The following is a 14,024-nucleotide window of genomic DNA, read 5'->3' on the forward strand; positions in this document are numbered from 1 at the left end:
GAGCAGGCTCGCTCCCTAGAGGAGTCCGGCCTGCTCGCTGCGTTTTAAGGGTGAATTAAGTTGCGGCGATTAACCTGAACTCACTTAAACGAATCACCCAAAGGAATAACCGATGAAAACCCTGACTGCCCTGTTTACCGCTGCCGCCCTGACCCTCACCGCTGGCCTGGCCCAGGCTGACGTTCGCGTTGACCAGATCCCGCAACTGGTCAAGGAAGGCAAGATCAAGTCGCTGGAGTCGATGAACGAACAAGCGCTGAAACTGCATCCGGGCGCGACCATCACTGACACCGACTTGGATAACCACTTCAACGGTTATGAATACGAAGTTGAATTGCGTACTGCTGATGGCAAGGAGTTTGATGTGGACTTCGATGCAACGACTGGCAAGGTGCTGACCAACAAGCAAGACACTTGATTGGCTGATAAAACAAAGCCGCACGACTTTTGGGTTGTGCGGCTTTTTTGTGTCTGCAATTTATGCGGAGGTACTGACCAGCGAGCCCGACGTACTCGAATCCGAATCCTGCAACGCCGCCAGCAACGCCGCCGTCGCCGTCTGCAACGAAGCCGACGTCGTAGCAATCTGCGACTGCGCCGCCGCAACATCCGCCGCCTTGGCATCCTGACTTTCCTGCTTCGCCTGAGCCGCTTGCAGCGCCTTTTGCTCTTCCTGCAACTGCTTCTGCAACTCGGCAATCTGCTTGCGCAATTCTTTCACGGTGTCCGATTCATCGCTGCTGGAACTGCTGTCCCCTGCCGGCGCCGCACCGCCGCCCGCCGCGACTTTGCTGGTGTCGGCTTTCACGCCGGTGCTGGCCGCCGCGGTGGTCGAGGTGTCGTCGCCCGTGTCGGCAATCGAGGTTTTGCTGGTGGGCGTGGTGACGGTCTGATTGATCGAAACAGACGTGATGCTGACCATGGGAAATCTCCAATGCCGGTTATAGATAACCGGGCATCGGCGGCGGTCTGCACGAATTGAGATCGACTGTGTACCGACTCGGTAACCGAACCGGTACACAGTCACTGGCCGGTCAGACGCTCAGGCGAGCGGTGACGTCGTTCAGTTGGCCGGACAGGCCGTGCAGGTTCTGGCTGGCACTTTCGGTGCGCTGCACGTTGTCGAGGTTGGTGCTGGCAATCGAGGTGATCTCGGTCAGGTTGCGCGAGATGTCTTCGGCGACCGAGGTCTGTTCCTCGGCGGCGGTAGCGATCTGACGGTTCATGTCGCGAATCGCTTCCACCGCGTGGGTGATGCGCTCGAGCATCGCGCCGGCCTGGGTCACTTGCTCAACGCTTTCATCGCTGCGGGTCTGGCCGCTGTCGATGGCCTGCGCCGCATCCACCGCGCCGGTCTGCACGCTGTGGATGATCTGGTTGATCTCGATGATCGACTCCGCCGTACGCTGCGCAAGGTTGCGCACTTCGTCGGCGACCACCGCAAAACCACGCCCGGCTTCACCGGCACGGGCCGCTTCGATGGCGGCGTTGAGCGCCAGCAGGTTGGTCTGCTCGGCGATCCCGCGAATCACTTCCAGCACCTTGCCGATGCGGCCGCTGTCGGCTTCCAGACGACGGATCACCGTGGCGGTGTTGGCGATTTCGCCACGCATCTGGGTGATGCTGCGGATGGTGCTCTGCATGACCTTCTCGCCCTGCTGGGCGGACTGGTCGGCATCGTCGGCCGCACGCGCCGCGTCGGCCGCATGACGGGCGACTTCCTGGGCGGTGGCGGACATTTCGTTCATCGCCGTGGCCACCTGATCGGTGCGGTTGAACTGCTCGTTGGTGCCGCCGGCCATCAGCGTGGCGATAGCGTTCAACTCGCCGCTGGCGCTGTCCAGATCCTTGGCGCTGCGTTGCAGATGATTGAAGGTTTCGGCGAGGAAATCGCGCAGGGTGTTGGCGGCGGCCGCCAGGTTGCCCAGCTCGTCCTGACGGTCGCTGGCCACGCGCTCGACCAGACGGCCCTTGCTCAACTGGGTGACGTAGTCGATGAGTTTGCGGATCGGCTCGACCAGATTGCGGTTGACCAGCCACAGGCTGAGCAAACCGATCAACAGACCGGACGCGAGCATCACCAGCAGCCCCAGCCACACGGTGCGATCGGCACTGGCGCTGATCTGCGCCGATTGCTCGGTGCCCTGCTTGCGCAGCTCGGCCACCAGTTCGCTCATCTGATCGCTGGCAGCACGGTCGACGCCTTTGACGGCAGCATCGCCAGCAGTCGGATCGGCACCGGCAGCGACGTAGGCATCACGGCCTTTCTGGTACGCAGCGCCGAGCAGACGATGTTCTTCGCGCAGGCGTTCGATGCGGGTTTTCAGCGCAGGCTCGAGGCCTTTTTGGTTGGCCAGCTCACCGAGGATGCCCTGCACATCGCGCTGACGCTCTTCGAATTGCCCCCAGTACTTGGCCAGATCCGCCGGTTGCTTGCCGCGCAGCAGGACGTTTTTCCACTCCTGGACCTGCACCTTGAATTGCAGGTTGGCTTCGTCGATCAGTTGCGAAGTGTGCAAGGGGCCGGCGATCAACTGGCTGTAACTCTGCACGCCGTTGGACAGGAAGTGAAAGCAGGCCAGCGCGATCAACAGCATCGCCAGCAGGCTGCCGCTCAGCAGGGCGAGAATTTGCGCTCTCAGGGATTTTTGCAGCATCGCAGGTACTCGGGACAGGGATGAGGCACGTCCGGTAAGACGTGATTTTTTAGCCGGACATCCGTGTCGGCGGACCTTGGCTCTTGGCCGAAGGCGCGCAACCTAACTCATGCGTGATCGGCGTGCCAGAGCCCTTCTTGAGAAAAATCCGACCGCCGGTAACGCGTTGATTTGACGTCACTTTGCTGTCACACAACCGTCATGTGACATTGCAATGATGCGGCTCAGGTGAATCTGCAAATCCCGCGACAGACGCCTCCTCGCAGCGAGCCTTCATGAACCACAGCCTCGATATCAGTCATCGTGATCCTGACCTGTTCGGCCTGCTTTACGGCTTTCGATTTCGCCCCGGCGAGCGCGGGCGCGAGGTGGATTCGGCGACCGCCCTGCGCTGCCTGCAAGACGACAACGAGGGCGATGAATTTCTCTGGCTGCACCTGAACCTGGCCCACGCTGCGTGCGAGCGCTGGATGAAAAGCCATCTGCAATTGCCCGAAGAGTTTTTCGAAGCGCTGCACGAAGGTTCGCGTTCGACCCGCATCGAGCATGTCGATTCGGCGTTGCTGGCGGTGGTCAACGACGTGGTGTTCAACCTCAGCAGCATGGTTTCTTCGGATGTATCGACGCTGTGGGTCTGCGTGCGCAGCAAACTGATCGTCAGTGCGCGCCTGCAACCGCTGCATTCGGTGGACAAGCTGCGTTCCTCGGTGAAATCCGGCGAGTGCTTTCGTTCGCCGCTGGAACTGCTGGTGCACCTGCTGCGCGATCAGGGCGAAGTGCTGACCCAGATCGTGCGCAAGACCAGCATGAGCGTCGATCAGGTCGAGGACGAATTGCTCTCCTCGCGACTGTCGACCAACCGCGCCGAACTTGGTGCCAACCGGCGGGTGTTGGTGCGCCTGCAACGGCTGCTGGCGCTGGAGCCGGGTTCGCTGCTGCGCCTGCTCAACCGGCCGCCGCCGTGGTTGCAGAAGGAAGACGTGAAGGAGCTACGCAAATCCACCGAGGAGTTCGCGCTGATCATCAACGACCTGACCGCCCTCGGCGAGCGGATCAAGCTGTTGCAGGAAGAGATCGCCGCCAACCTCAACGAACAGAGCAACCGCACGCTGTTCACCCTGACCGTGGTCACGGTGTTGGCGCTGCCGATCAACATCATTGCCGGTTTCTTCGGCATGAACGTCGGCGGCGTGCCGCTGGCCACCGATCCGGAGGGATTCTGGATTCTGGTGGCGCTGGTGGCGACGTTCACCGTGATTGCCGGGCGCTGGGCGTTTCGCAAGCGGCGGGATTATTAAGACCGGCGATTGCGGCTAATCCGCCAAACACTGATCTGTCGCAGCCTCTCTGTAATATTTAGCAACGATCATGGGCGACACTCCTTCCCCCGCTCAGGATTGTCCTCCCATGGCTACTCCCTCCCTGACCGCCAGCCCGGCCCCCGCTGCCAGTGGCAGGCCGGCCCTCGACAAGAAAACCGGCCCGTTCACCTACGTGGTGTTTTTCGCGGTGCTGGCGATGGGGCTGCTGTTCACCGCCTACAGCCTGATGCACGACATGCACGAACTTGGCACGGTGGTCACCACCTGGACCCCGTTCCTGCTGCTCGGTGTGGCGCTGCTGATTGCGCTGGGCTTCGAGTTCGTCAACGGTTTCCACGACACCGCCAACGCCGTGGCCACGGTGATCTACACCCATTCGCTGCCGCCGCATTTCGCGGTGGTCTGGTCGGGTTTCTTCAACTTCCTCGGGGTGCTGCTGTCGAGCGGCGCGGTGGCGTTCGGCATCATCGCGTTGCTGCCGGTGGAGCTGATTCTGCAAGTCGGCTCCTCCGCCGGTTTCGCGATGATCTTCGCCCTGCTGATCGCAGCGATCCTGTGGAACCTCGGCACCTGGTGGCTGGGCCTGCCGGCCTCGTCATCGCACACGCTGATCGGTTCGATCATCGGCGTCGGCGTGGCCAACGCGCTGATGCATGGCCGCGACGGCACCAGCGGTGTGGACTGGGCTCAGGCAACCAAGATCGGTTATGCGCTGCTGCTGTCGCCGCTGGTGGGCTTCGGTTGTGCGGCGCTGTTGCTGCTGGCGCTGCGCGCGTTCGTGAAAAACCGTTCGCTGTACAAGGCACCGGAAGGCAACACCCCGCCGCCGTGGTGGATTCGCGGTCTGCTGATCCTGACCTGCACCGGCGTGTCCTTCGCCCACGGTTCCAACGACGGCCAGAAAGGCATGGGCCTGATCATGCTGATTCTGGTCGGCACTCTGCCGATGGCTTATGCGCTGAACCGCACCATGCCGGAAGAACAGTCGCTGCAATTCGCCGCCGTCGCCCAAGTGACCCAGCAAGCGCTGGTGAAAAGTGCGCCACTGCCGGCACCGGCCGATCCACGCGCAGTGCTCTCCGACTACATGCGCAGCAAGGAAGCCACGCCGCAACTGATCCCGGCCCTCGCCTCCCTGACCGGGCACATCGGTGAAGAAGTGAAGGGCTATGGATCGCTGGCGAAAGTCCCGGCCGAGGCCATGGGCAACGTGCGTAACGACATGTACCTGGCCAGCGAAACCATTCGCCTGATGGACAAGAACAAGGTCGGCACCTTCGACGCCGACACCAGCGGCAAGCTGCAACTGTTCAAGCAACAGATCGACAACGCCACGCGGTTCATTCCGCTGTGGGTGAAGATCGCGGTGGCGATTGCGTTGGGACTGGGCACCATGGTCGGCTGGAAGCGGATCGTGGTCACGGTCGGCGAGAAGATCGGCAAAACCCACCTGACCTACGCCCAAGGCGCTTCGGCTGAAACCGTGGCGATGCTGACCATCGGCGCCGCCGACATGTTCGGCCTGCCGGTGTCGACCACTCACGTGTTGTCCTCGGGCGTGGCCGGGACCATGGTCGCCAACGGTGGCGGTTTGCAGATGAAGACCATCCGCAATCTGCTGATGGCGTGGGTGCTGACCTTGCCGGCGGCGATTCTGCTGTCGGGCAGCCTGTATTGGCTGTTTACCCAGATTTTCTGATCCAGCCGAATCCCTGTGAGAGCCGTTGCTCCCACAGGGATTTGCCGCAGGAATCAGAGCGTCGAACGAATCAAATCCCCCAGCCAGTCCATGAACACCCGCACCCGCAACGGCAGATGCCGCTGCCTCGCGTACAACAGTGAAATGCCCATCGCCGGCGCGGTGTATTGCGGCAGCACGGTGACAATCTCGCCGGTATCCAGATAGGTGTTCATGCCGGTGCGCGGCACCTGAATCAGACCAAATCCCCCCAGACACGCCGACTCGTACGCATCGGTGCTGTTGACCGTGACACTGCCAGCCATCGGCACGCGGTGGACCTGCCCGTCCTGCTCGTAGACAAACCCTTCCGATCGCGAACCCAGCACACCGACGTAATGCACCAACCGATGCTGCGCCAGATCTTCCAGCGTCTGCGGCACGCCGTAGCGCTCCAGATACGCGGGGCTGGCACAGTTGATCATGCTGAAGTCCCCCAGGTGCCGCGCCACCACCGACTGATCGGGCTGCGCACCGATGCGCACCACGCAATCGAAGCCTTCGGCGAGCAGGTCGACCCGACGATCGGTGCTGCTGATTTCCAGCTCAAGGTTCGGATGACGCGCCATGAATTCCGGTAGCTTCGGCATGATCAGCCGCCGCGACAGAATGTTCGGCATATCGACCCGGATCCGCCCGGTCAGCGACGCTTCGTCCTGACGAAACAGGTTCTCGATTTCGTCCATGTGCGATAGCAGATCCTTGCTTCGCTCGTACAGCGCAAGGCCGTCCTGAGTCGCCTGGACCTTGCGCGTCGTGCGTTGCAGCAGCCGCGTGCCGAGCAGGGTTTCAAGCGCCTGTACCTGCTCGGACACCGTCGAGCGAGGCAGCCCCAGACTCTCCCCCGCCATCGTGAAACTCGACAATTCGCTGACCCGGACGAAGGTGCGCAGCAGTTCCAGTTTGTTCATGGGCCACCCATTTATTGTTCGGACAATCCGACCAGTGATTCCGGTTTCAGTCTGTTTATCACCTCATGGCGGATAAATAAACTGAGCCCATCAACCGTCACTGCCTTCGAGGAAGACCCATGAACCGCAAAATCGCATTGATCACCGGTGCCAGCCGTGGCCTCGGCAAGAACGCCGCCCTGCACCTCGCCGCCCAAGGCGTGGACATCATCGGCACCTACAACAGCCGCGCCGATGAAGCCCAGGCGCTGGTGCAGGAACTGGAAACCCTCGGCGCCAAAGCCGTGATGCTGCAACTGGATGTCGGGCGCAGCGAAGGCTTTGCCGAGTTCGCCGTGCGGGTCGAGCAGGCGCTGCAACAGCTCGAGCGTCCGCGCTTCGATTTCCTGATCAACAACGCCGGCATTGGTGTGCATGCATCCTTCGCCGACACCACGCCGGAGCAGTTCGATCTGCTGATGAACGTGCAGTTGAAAGGGCCGTTCTTCCTGACTCAGCAACTGCTGCCACTGATCAACGATGGCGGGCGGATCATCAACATTTCCAGCGGTCTGGCCCGCTTCACCCTGCCGGGTTATGCGGCCTACGCGGCGATGAAAGGCGCGATGGAAGTACTGACCCGTTATCAGGCCAAGGAGCTGGGTGCGCGGCAGATCGCCGTGAATATCCTGGCACCGGGCGCCATCGAAACCGACTTCGGCGGCGGCGCGGTGCGCGACAATTCGGCGCTGAACGCGATGGTCGCCAGCAACACCGCGCTGGGCCGTGCCGGGCAGCCGGATGACATTGGCGGTGCGCTGGCGCTGCTGCTATCGCCGGGGGCGCAGTGGATCAACGGCCAGCGGATTGAAGCGTCGGGCGGGATGTTTCTCTAAGTCCGAAAGAATCCAGACAAAAAAAATCGCAGCCCTCACAGGCGGCGATTTTTTGTTTTCAGCTCTGGCAGACGCTGCGCATCATCAGCCGCTCGCGCACCACGTCATAACCCCAGTGGTAGACGTAGGTGTACGGCAGGAAGAACAGCAGCACACCGATGTCGAGCAGGAACGCCTGCCACAGGCTGACCGACAGCCACCAGGCAATCAGCGGCACGCCCATCACGATCAACCCGCCCTCGAACAGCAGCGCGTGCGCCACTCGCACCCAGGCGTTGTGGGCGATGTTCCAGCGCTTGAGCATGCGGTCGAAGAAGCCGTTGAACACCACGTTCCAGCCCAGGGCCAGCATCGCGATTGCGATGGTGACGGCGCCCATTTCGACCAGCGGTTTGCCCATGATCCACGCCAGCAACGGGGTACAGATCAGGATCGCCAGCAGTTCGAAACCGATAGCCTGGAAGATACGTTCAGTGATGGATTTGTTGGCAGTCATGGCCGAAGTCCTCTGTGAAGATGGTTGCCATCATCTAGCACCACACCGATACTTCATAACCAATAACCATCGATCAAGGCGATAGTTCATGGCGTCTCAGGAAGTGTTGCTGGCGTTTGTCCAGGCGGCGACTCAAGGCTCATTTTCAGCGGCGGCGCGCAAACTCGGGCGCAGTCAGTCGACGGTGAGTGCGGCGGTGGCCAGTCTTGAGATTGATCTGGACTTGGTGCTGTTCGACCGCAGCAGCCGCAAACCGACCCTGACGCCGGCCGGCCACGTGATGCTGCAACGGGCCGAGGCGATTCTGTCCGCCACCAGCCGTCTGGAAATGACCGCCCGACAATTGGCTCAGGGCGTCGAACCGAAACTCACAGTGGCGATTTCCGACACTTATCAGTCCGACCGTTTTGAAGCGGCGCTGGTGGGGTTCGAGCAGCGTTATCCGGATCTGGAACTGGAATGCCTGATCGCCGAGTGCGATGACCTGATCGAACTGGTGCAGCGAGGCCGGGCGCATCTGGCGTTCGCCGAGATGCAGGACAACTACCCGCCGGATCTGGCGACCGCGACTGTCGCCGAACGTACGGAAATCGCCTTGTTCGTAGGCCGTGGGCATCCGTTGGCGACGCAGGAATCCATCGATCAAACGGTCCTTGAACAGCATCGCGAGCTGCGCCTGGCCACCATCGTCAATCCCTATGACAGTCGCGGCAAAGGCCGGGTGTGGTCGGCGCCGAGTTATCTGATGTTGCTGGAGATGGCCGAGAAAGGTTTCGGCTGGGCCCCGCTGCCGCGCTGGTTGGTGGAGCGGTTTGGAAATGATTTGCTGGTGGAGCTGAAGGTGCGCGGCTGGCCGAAACCGGTGTTCGTCGATGCGCTGTGGTCGCGGCTGTACCCGCCGGGGCCGGCGGGGAGCTGGTTGCTGAGCAAGATGCTGGAATAGCTCAGGCCGCCTCGATGGCGGGCGGGCGATTGACCTGAAAATACTCGTGCAACCCGCGCATCGTCGGCAACTCCAGCGCTTGCGCCGCATAACACAATCCCACCCGCCGGGTCGGCGCCGGCAGGTGCAGCGCGCGCACCACGATGCGCTCATGCCCGCTGACCAGCGATTGCGGCAACATCGCCACGCCGACACCTGCCGCCACCATGTACAACGCCTGTTGCAGTGAACCGGCATGCCCCGCCACCGCTTCCGGCGAGCGTCCGTACAGCGCCATCAACCGCTGATGCGAAGGATGTTGCGGGCAGGTGATCCAGTCCTCGATCGGCGCCCAGCCTGCCTGGGCGTTGGCCATCGGATGATCAAGGGGCAGCGCCATCACATAGGACTCTTCCCACAGCGGCAGGAACAGTTCGTCCTCGCAGCACATTTCCTCGACCGCCAATCGACCATCGCCATGACAGCCCTCCTCCAGGGTCAGCAGCAGATTGGGCAACGCCTGATGGGCCATGCGCACAAAGGCTTCGATGTGGCTGGCAGCGATATCGCCCTCGATGCCAAGGGTCAGCGGTGCACGGTTTTCGCGGCCGCGAAACATCCGGCTCAGCGCCTCGGATTCGGCCACCATCCGCCGTGCCTGCGGGTACAACAGACGCGCTTCGTCGCTGACTTCCACACCACGGGGCTGACGCACGAACAGCGTCGCGCCGAGTTCTTCTTCCAGCTGTTTGATGGTCACCGACAACGTGGGCTGACTGATGAACAGCCGTTGCGCGGCGGCGGTGATGTTGCGTTCCTCGAACACCGCGAGGAAGGCTTTGAGATGGCGGATATCCATAGGAAATTCCGATAGCAGACAGAGAAATAAGGCATTTTTCAGCCTCCAGCGGGCTAAATATACTGCGCCCCGAATCTGGTTATTTGTTTTTCTTATCTCAGGAGTTCAACCATGAGCAAGCCATTGATCATCATCACCGGCGCCAGCTCGGGCATCGGCGAAGCCACCGCCCGCCGCCTGAGTGCTGCCGGCCATCCGCTGCTGTTGCTGGCCCGGCGCATCGAACGCCTTGAAGCACTGGCCCTGCCGAACAGCCTCAGCCGCCGCGTCGACATCACCGACCGCGCCGCGTTGCTGGCCGCTGTGGCCGAGGCCGAAGCGCAATTTGGTCCGGCCGATGCGCTGATCAACAACGCCGGGGTGATGCTGCTGGGCGAGATGAGCAAGCAGGATCCGGCGCAGTGGGACCAGATGCTCGACGTCAACGTGAAAGGCCTGCTCAACGGCGTGCACGCGGTGGTCGCCGGAATGATCGAGCGCAAGCATGGCACCATCATCAACGTCAGCTCGGTGGCCGGGCGCAAGACCTTCCCGAACCATGTGGCGTATGTCGGGACCAAGTTTGCGGTGCATGGGTTGTCGGAGAACCTGCGCGAAGAGTTGTCGCCGCATAACGTGCGGGTGACCACGATTGCGCCGGGTGCGGTGGAGACCGAATTGCTGAGCCACACCACGGATGAGGCGATCAAGACCGGGTATCAGGCCTGGAAACAGGACATGGGGGGGACGGTGTTGAGTGCAGAGGATGTAGCGACGGCGGTTGCCTATGCGTATGAGCAGCCGCAGGGGGTTTGTATTCGCGAGATTGTGATGGCTGCGACACGCCAGCAAGCCTGATCCATTGTTATAGACCTTAAAGGCCCCTTCGCGGGCAAGCCCGCTCCCACATTTGATCGCATTCCAATTGTGGGAGCGGGCTTGCCCGCGAAGAGGCCAATATTGCCAACGATCCTTTCGGATCAGTCCAGTGCTTTAAGCCGCCCCTCGATAAACCGCCGCTCCGGCTCCTGCCGGGTCAGTTCCAAGGCTCGCCGGTAAGCCGCCCGAGCCTCCTCAACCCGCCCCAACTGCCGACAGAACTCCGCCCGCGCCGAATGCGCCAGGTGGTAATCCTGCAAATCCCCGCGCCCCAGAATCCCTTCAACCAGGGTCAACCCGGCCAGCGCGTCATCACGTTTGGCCACCGCCACCGCCCGGTTCAACTCGATCACCGGCGACGGCACCGCCCGCAGCAACACGTCATACAGCCCGACGATCTGTTCCCAGTCCGTCTCCCCCGCCGTCGGTGCTTCGGCATGCACCGCGGCAATCGCCGCTTGCAGGCAGTACGGCCCGAAACGCCCCGTGGTCAGCGCCTTTTCCACCAGATCGCAGCCTTCGGCAATCAGCTCGGCATTCCACAATCGGCGATCCTGATCATCCAGCAGAATCAGTTCTCCATCGGGCGTGGACCGCGCCGAGCGCCGCGATTCATGCAACAACATCAACGCCAGCAACCCCATAACTTCCGGATCCGGCAACAACTCCAGCAACAACCGCCCGAGACGAATCGCCTCGCGGGTCAGGTCTTCGCGGGTCACCTGAGCGCCGCCGGACGCCGAATACCCCTCGTTGAACACCAGATAAATCACCCGCAACACACTGTCGAGGCGTTCAGGCAATTCGCTGAGGGCCGGGACTTGATAAGGGATTTTCGCGTCGCGGATCTTCGCCTTGGCCCGCACGATACGCTGGGCAATCGCCGCCGGGGCCGAGAGGAATGCCCGGGCGATTTCTTCGGTGGTGAGGTCGCAGACTTCACGCAGGGTCAGCGGCACTTGCGCGTCCGCCGCCAGCGCCGGGTGGCAGCAGGTGAAGATCAGGCGCAGGCGATCGTCTTCCACGTCTTCGGCGTCCCATTCGGACTGTTCCAGTTCTTCCAGTTGCGCCAGCAATAACGGCTGCGAGGCCTTGAACCGTGCGCGACGGCGCAACACGTCGATCGCCTTGAAGCGCCCGGTGGACACCAGCCAGGTTCGCGGATTGTCCGGCACGCCGTCGCGCTGCCAGCGCTCGACCGCGACGAAGAACGCCTCGTGCAAGGCTTCTTCGGCGAGGTCGAAATCGCCGAGCAGGCGGATCAGGGTCGCGAGGATCCGCCGCGAGTCTTCGCGATAGACCTGCTCGACCCGCGCCCTGACCTCAGACATTCAACTGGCGCACGGGACGCACTTCGACGCTGCCGACCCGGGCCGCCGGAATGTTGCCGGCGACCTGAATCGCTTCATTGAGGTCCCGCGCGTCGATCAGGTAGAAACCGGCCAACTGCTCCTTGGTCTCGGCGAACGGGCCGTCGGTGATCGACAGCTTGCCGTTGCGCATGCGCACCGTGGTGGCGGTCTGCACCGACTCCAGCGCTTCGGCGGCGACCATCCGGCCGCTGCCCTGGATCGACTCGGCGTAGGCCCAGCACTCGGCATCTTCCGGGCTGTCGGGCGACGAATGCAGCAGGCGCTCGTCGCTGTAGACCAGGCATAAATACTTCATGGCGTTCTCCTGAATCGGACGGATCAACTATGGCTGAAGATCAGGGTTTCACATCGAACAGGGTCGCGCCGCTCATCGGGTCGAACGGGGCCGACCAATGTTCGTGGGCGATCTTCCACGCCCCGCCGATCTGCCGGTAGCACGCGGTGACGCGCATCCAGCAACTCTGGGTTTCGCCCTTTTCATTGGTGCCGCCGCAGTTGGCGACCCAGTGGGCGAAGGCGATGTTGTCGGCGGTCTCGATGGCGATTTCGTGGAATTCGAAGATGTGCGGGCCGGGGCACATTTCCATGCAATCCACCCAGTGCGCGCGGTAGGCCGGTTTGCCCTTGAATTGCAGGGCCTTGATCGCATCGAAGGAAACGATGTCGTCGGCGTACAGAGCCATGACTTTTTCCACGTCCTTGGTCATCACCGCCTCGCGGTAGGTGTCGATCAGGGTTTGAATCTGCGCTTGCGTACTCATGGGGTTTCTCCCTGGTTTTTGTTGTGAAGACACCCTTAGTCGTTCGGCGATTTGCTGGATCGACAACCGAAACAAAAAATTTCCGAAGAAGACAAAATCGCTAGAATCCGAGGCTCATCTTTGTAGGAAAAAGGAAATTCCCGTGTCAGCCCGACTCGTGCCTTACGAAAGCCTGAACGCCACCCAACGCCAACAGGTCGAGGCCATTGAAATCCACGCCGAGCAGATCAAGTTCTCCGGCGACATCCACGGCGCCCTGCACACGCTGCTGTCAAAACCCGGCCCCGGCGTGAAAGGTTTTGCGCTGCTGGCTGAAGACGTGCCGGTGGCCTTCCTGCTGCTAAAGCGCCCGCCCGTGTTGCCGGAATGGGCCAATGAACACAGCGCCACTCTGCATGCGTTGCAGGTCGATCACCGCGCCCAGGGCAAGGGTTACGGCAGGGCCTGCCTGCTGGCACTGCCGGACGTTGCGCGCCAGGCCTGGCCGGAGATCAAAGGGCTGGAACTGTCGGTGGACGCCGACAACGACGCCGCGATTGCGCTGTACGCCAAGTACGGCTTCGTCGACAGCGGCGAAGCCTACAAGGGGCGCATCGGTTACGAGCGGCGCATGGGGCTGTTCTTCTAATCGTCTGGGGAGCAACGATGATCGATTCAATCGAAGCGCTGGAAGCCATCTACGGATTGCCCCACGAACGGGCGGTGCGCAAGCAGATCGGCTATCTCAACGAGGACTATCAGGCGATGGTCCGGGTCTCGCCGCTGGTGATTGTCAGTTCGGTCGGCGCCGACGGCATCGACGGGTCTCCGCGCGGCGATGCGCCGGGGTTTGTGCGGATCATTGACGAGCGCACCCTGGCGTTGCCGGATCGGCCGGGCAACAACCGCATCGATACCTTGCGCAACGTGTTGCACGATCCGCGAGTGTCGCTGTTGTTCATCATTCCGGGGATTGGCGAGACGTTGCGGGTCAACGGCACCGCATCCATCAGCGCTGACCCCGAGTTGCTGGAAAGCTTCGCGGTGAACGGCAAACCGGCGCGCACGGTGTTGCTGGTGAGTGTGGAGGCGGCGTTCTTTCATTGCTCCAAGGCATTCGTGCGTTCGGATGCGTGGAACCCTGAAACCCACTTGCCGCGCTCGGCGCTGCCGACGGCGGGCGCGTTTCACAAGCGTCTGAATGATGGGCAGTTCGATGCCGAGGCCTACGACCGCGAGGCCCCCAAACGGGTGATTGATACCCTTTACTAAA

At 62.0% G+C, this 14,024-nt stretch carries 16 protein-coding genes and 1 pseudogene; 8 read left to right on the forward strand and 9 right to left on the reverse strand.

The window, feature by feature from the left end:
• The first annotated feature begins 112 nt into the window (after window positions 1-112).
• The gene (locus KJY40_RS23220; RefSeq protein WP_007951089.1) at window positions 113-418 is read left to right on the forward strand and encodes a PepSY domain-containing protein; all 306 of its coding nucleotides are present in this window, start codon (window positions 113-115) and stop codon (window positions 416-418) included.
• A gap of 60 nt (window positions 419-478) precedes the next feature.
• Here KJY40_RS23220 and KJY40_RS23225 read toward each other — a convergent pair whose 3' ends face one another.
• From KJY40_RS23225 to KJY40_RS29800, 3 genes and pseudogenes are all read right to left on the reverse strand, one after another.
• Window positions 479-922 carry a hypothetical protein gene (locus KJY40_RS23225; protein WP_085606509.1) on the reverse strand — a complete coding sequence of 148 codons (444 nt, stop codon included), beginning with the start codon at window positions 920-922 and terminating at the stop codon, window positions 479-481.
• Between the two features lie 112 nt (window positions 923-1,034).
• On the reverse strand, window positions 1,035-1,802 hold the full coding sequence (locus KJY40_RS29795; RefSeq protein ID WP_407682008.1) for a methyl-accepting chemotaxis protein: 768 nt from the start codon (window positions 1,800-1,802) through the stop codon (window positions 1,035-1,037).
• A gap of 165 nt (window positions 1,803-1,967) precedes the next feature.
• Window positions 1,968-2,657: pseudogene (locus tag KJY40_RS29800) on the reverse strand (methyl-accepting chemotaxis protein); the annotation flags it as partial.
• Window positions 2,658-2,932: 275 nt separating this feature from the next.
• Between KJY40_RS29800 and KJY40_RS23235 the strand changes: the two are divergent.
• Together KJY40_RS23235 and KJY40_RS23240 are read left to right on the forward strand one after the other, a co-directional pair.
• Window positions 2,933-3,955 (forward strand): transporter, encoded by a 1,023-nt coding sequence (locus KJY40_RS23235; protein ID WP_230733043.1) that lies wholly within the window; start codon window positions 2,933-2,935, stop codon window positions 3,953-3,955.
• Between the two features lie 109 nt (window positions 3,956-4,064).
• Window positions 4,065-5,678 carry an inorganic phosphate transporter gene (locus KJY40_RS23240; protein WP_230733045.1) on the forward strand — a complete coding sequence of 538 codons (1,614 nt, stop codon included), beginning with the start codon at window positions 4,065-4,067 and terminating at the stop codon, window positions 5,676-5,678.
• Window positions 5,679-5,731: 53 nt separating this feature from the next.
• On the opposite strand, the gene KJY40_RS23245 is transcribed toward KJY40_RS23240, so the two are convergent.
• Complete coding sequence (locus KJY40_RS23245; protein ID WP_230733046.1) at window positions 5,732-6,628, reverse strand: LysR family transcriptional regulator; 897 nt, start codon at window positions 6,626-6,628, stop codon at window positions 5,732-5,734.
• A gap of 119 nt (window positions 6,629-6,747) precedes the next feature.
• On the opposite strand from KJY40_RS23245, the gene KJY40_RS23250 reads away from it, so the two are divergent.
• Window positions 6,748-7,503 (forward strand): SDR family NAD(P)-dependent oxidoreductase, encoded by a 756-nt coding sequence (locus tag KJY40_RS23250; protein WP_230733048.1) that lies wholly within the window; start codon window positions 6,748-6,750, stop codon window positions 7,501-7,503.
• Between the two features lie 58 nt (window positions 7,504-7,561).
• On the opposite strand, the gene KJY40_RS23255 is transcribed toward KJY40_RS23250, so the two are convergent.
• Window positions 7,562-7,999 carry a multidrug/biocide efflux PACE transporter gene (locus KJY40_RS23255; RefSeq protein ID WP_230733050.1) on the reverse strand — a complete coding sequence of 146 codons (438 nt, stop codon included), beginning with the start codon at window positions 7,997-7,999 and terminating at the stop codon, window positions 7,562-7,564.
• 88 nt (window positions 8,000-8,087) lie between these two features.
• On the opposite strand from KJY40_RS23255, the gene KJY40_RS23260 reads away from it, so the two are divergent.
• Window positions 8,088-8,942, forward strand: a complete 855-nt coding sequence (locus KJY40_RS23260; protein ID WP_230733052.1) for a LysR family transcriptional regulator — start codon at window positions 8,088-8,090, stop codon at window positions 8,940-8,942.
• A gap of 1 nt (window position 8,943) precedes the next feature.
• Here the strand turns inward: KJY40_RS23260 and KJY40_RS23265 are convergent, their stop codons facing one another.
• A complete protein-coding gene (locus tag KJY40_RS23265) occupies window positions 8,944-9,780 on the reverse strand; it encodes a LysR family transcriptional regulator (RefSeq protein ID WP_230733054.1) in 837 nt (278 codons plus the stop codon).
• A 111-nt stretch (window positions 9,781-9,891) separates the two neighbouring features.
• Between KJY40_RS23265 and KJY40_RS23270 the strand changes: the two genes are divergently transcribed.
• Complete coding sequence (locus KJY40_RS23270) at window positions 9,892-10,617, forward strand: SDR family oxidoreductase (RefSeq protein ID WP_230733056.1); 726 nt, start codon at window positions 9,892-9,894, stop codon at window positions 10,615-10,617.
• Window positions 10,618-10,739: 122 nt separating this feature from the next.
• Here KJY40_RS23270 and KJY40_RS23275 read toward each other — a convergent pair whose 3' ends face one another.
• Genes KJY40_RS23275 through KJY40_RS23285 form a run of 3 tightly spaced genes read right to left on the reverse strand, consistent with a single transcriptional unit; the run spans window position 10,740 to window position 12,772 of the window.
• Window positions 10,740-11,969: an RNA polymerase sigma factor gene (locus KJY40_RS23275; RefSeq protein WP_230733057.1), complete on the reverse strand. Its 1,230-nt coding sequence runs from the start codon at window positions 11,967-11,969 to the stop codon at window positions 10,740-10,742.
• Entirely contained in the window at window positions 11,962-12,306 is a 345-nt protein-coding gene (locus tag KJY40_RS23280) for a YciI family protein (RefSeq protein ID WP_007951101.1), read from the reverse strand. The genes KJY40_RS23275 and KJY40_RS23280 overlap by 8 nt, the downstream gene beginning before the upstream one ends.
• A gap of 40 nt (window positions 12,307-12,346) precedes the next feature.
• The gene (locus KJY40_RS23285) at window positions 12,347-12,772 is read right to left on the reverse strand and encodes a YybH family protein (protein ID WP_007951109.1); all 426 of its coding nucleotides are present in this window, start codon (window positions 12,770-12,772) and stop codon (window positions 12,347-12,349) included.
• 142 nt (window positions 12,773-12,914) lie between these two features.
• Here KJY40_RS23285 and KJY40_RS23290 point away from each other — a divergent pair, with 142 nt between their 5' ends.
• Window positions 12,915-13,400, forward strand: coding sequence for a GNAT family N-acetyltransferase (locus KJY40_RS23290; RefSeq protein ID WP_230733058.1), 486 nt, complete (start codon window positions 12,915-12,917; stop codon window positions 13,398-13,400).
• A 17-nt stretch (window positions 13,401-13,417) separates the two neighbouring features.
• Window positions 13,418-14,023 (forward strand): pyridoxamine 5'-phosphate oxidase family protein, encoded by a 606-nt coding sequence (locus KJY40_RS23295; protein WP_230733059.1) that lies wholly within the window; start codon window positions 13,418-13,420, stop codon window positions 14,021-14,023.
• Window position 14,024: the final 1 nt, after the last annotated feature.

It is taken from the genome of Pseudomonas fitomaticsae (assembly GCF_021018765.1).
GTDB classification, from domain to species: Bacteria; Pseudomonadota; Gammaproteobacteria; order Pseudomonadales; family Pseudomonadaceae; genus Aquipseudomonas; species Aquipseudomonas fitomaticsae.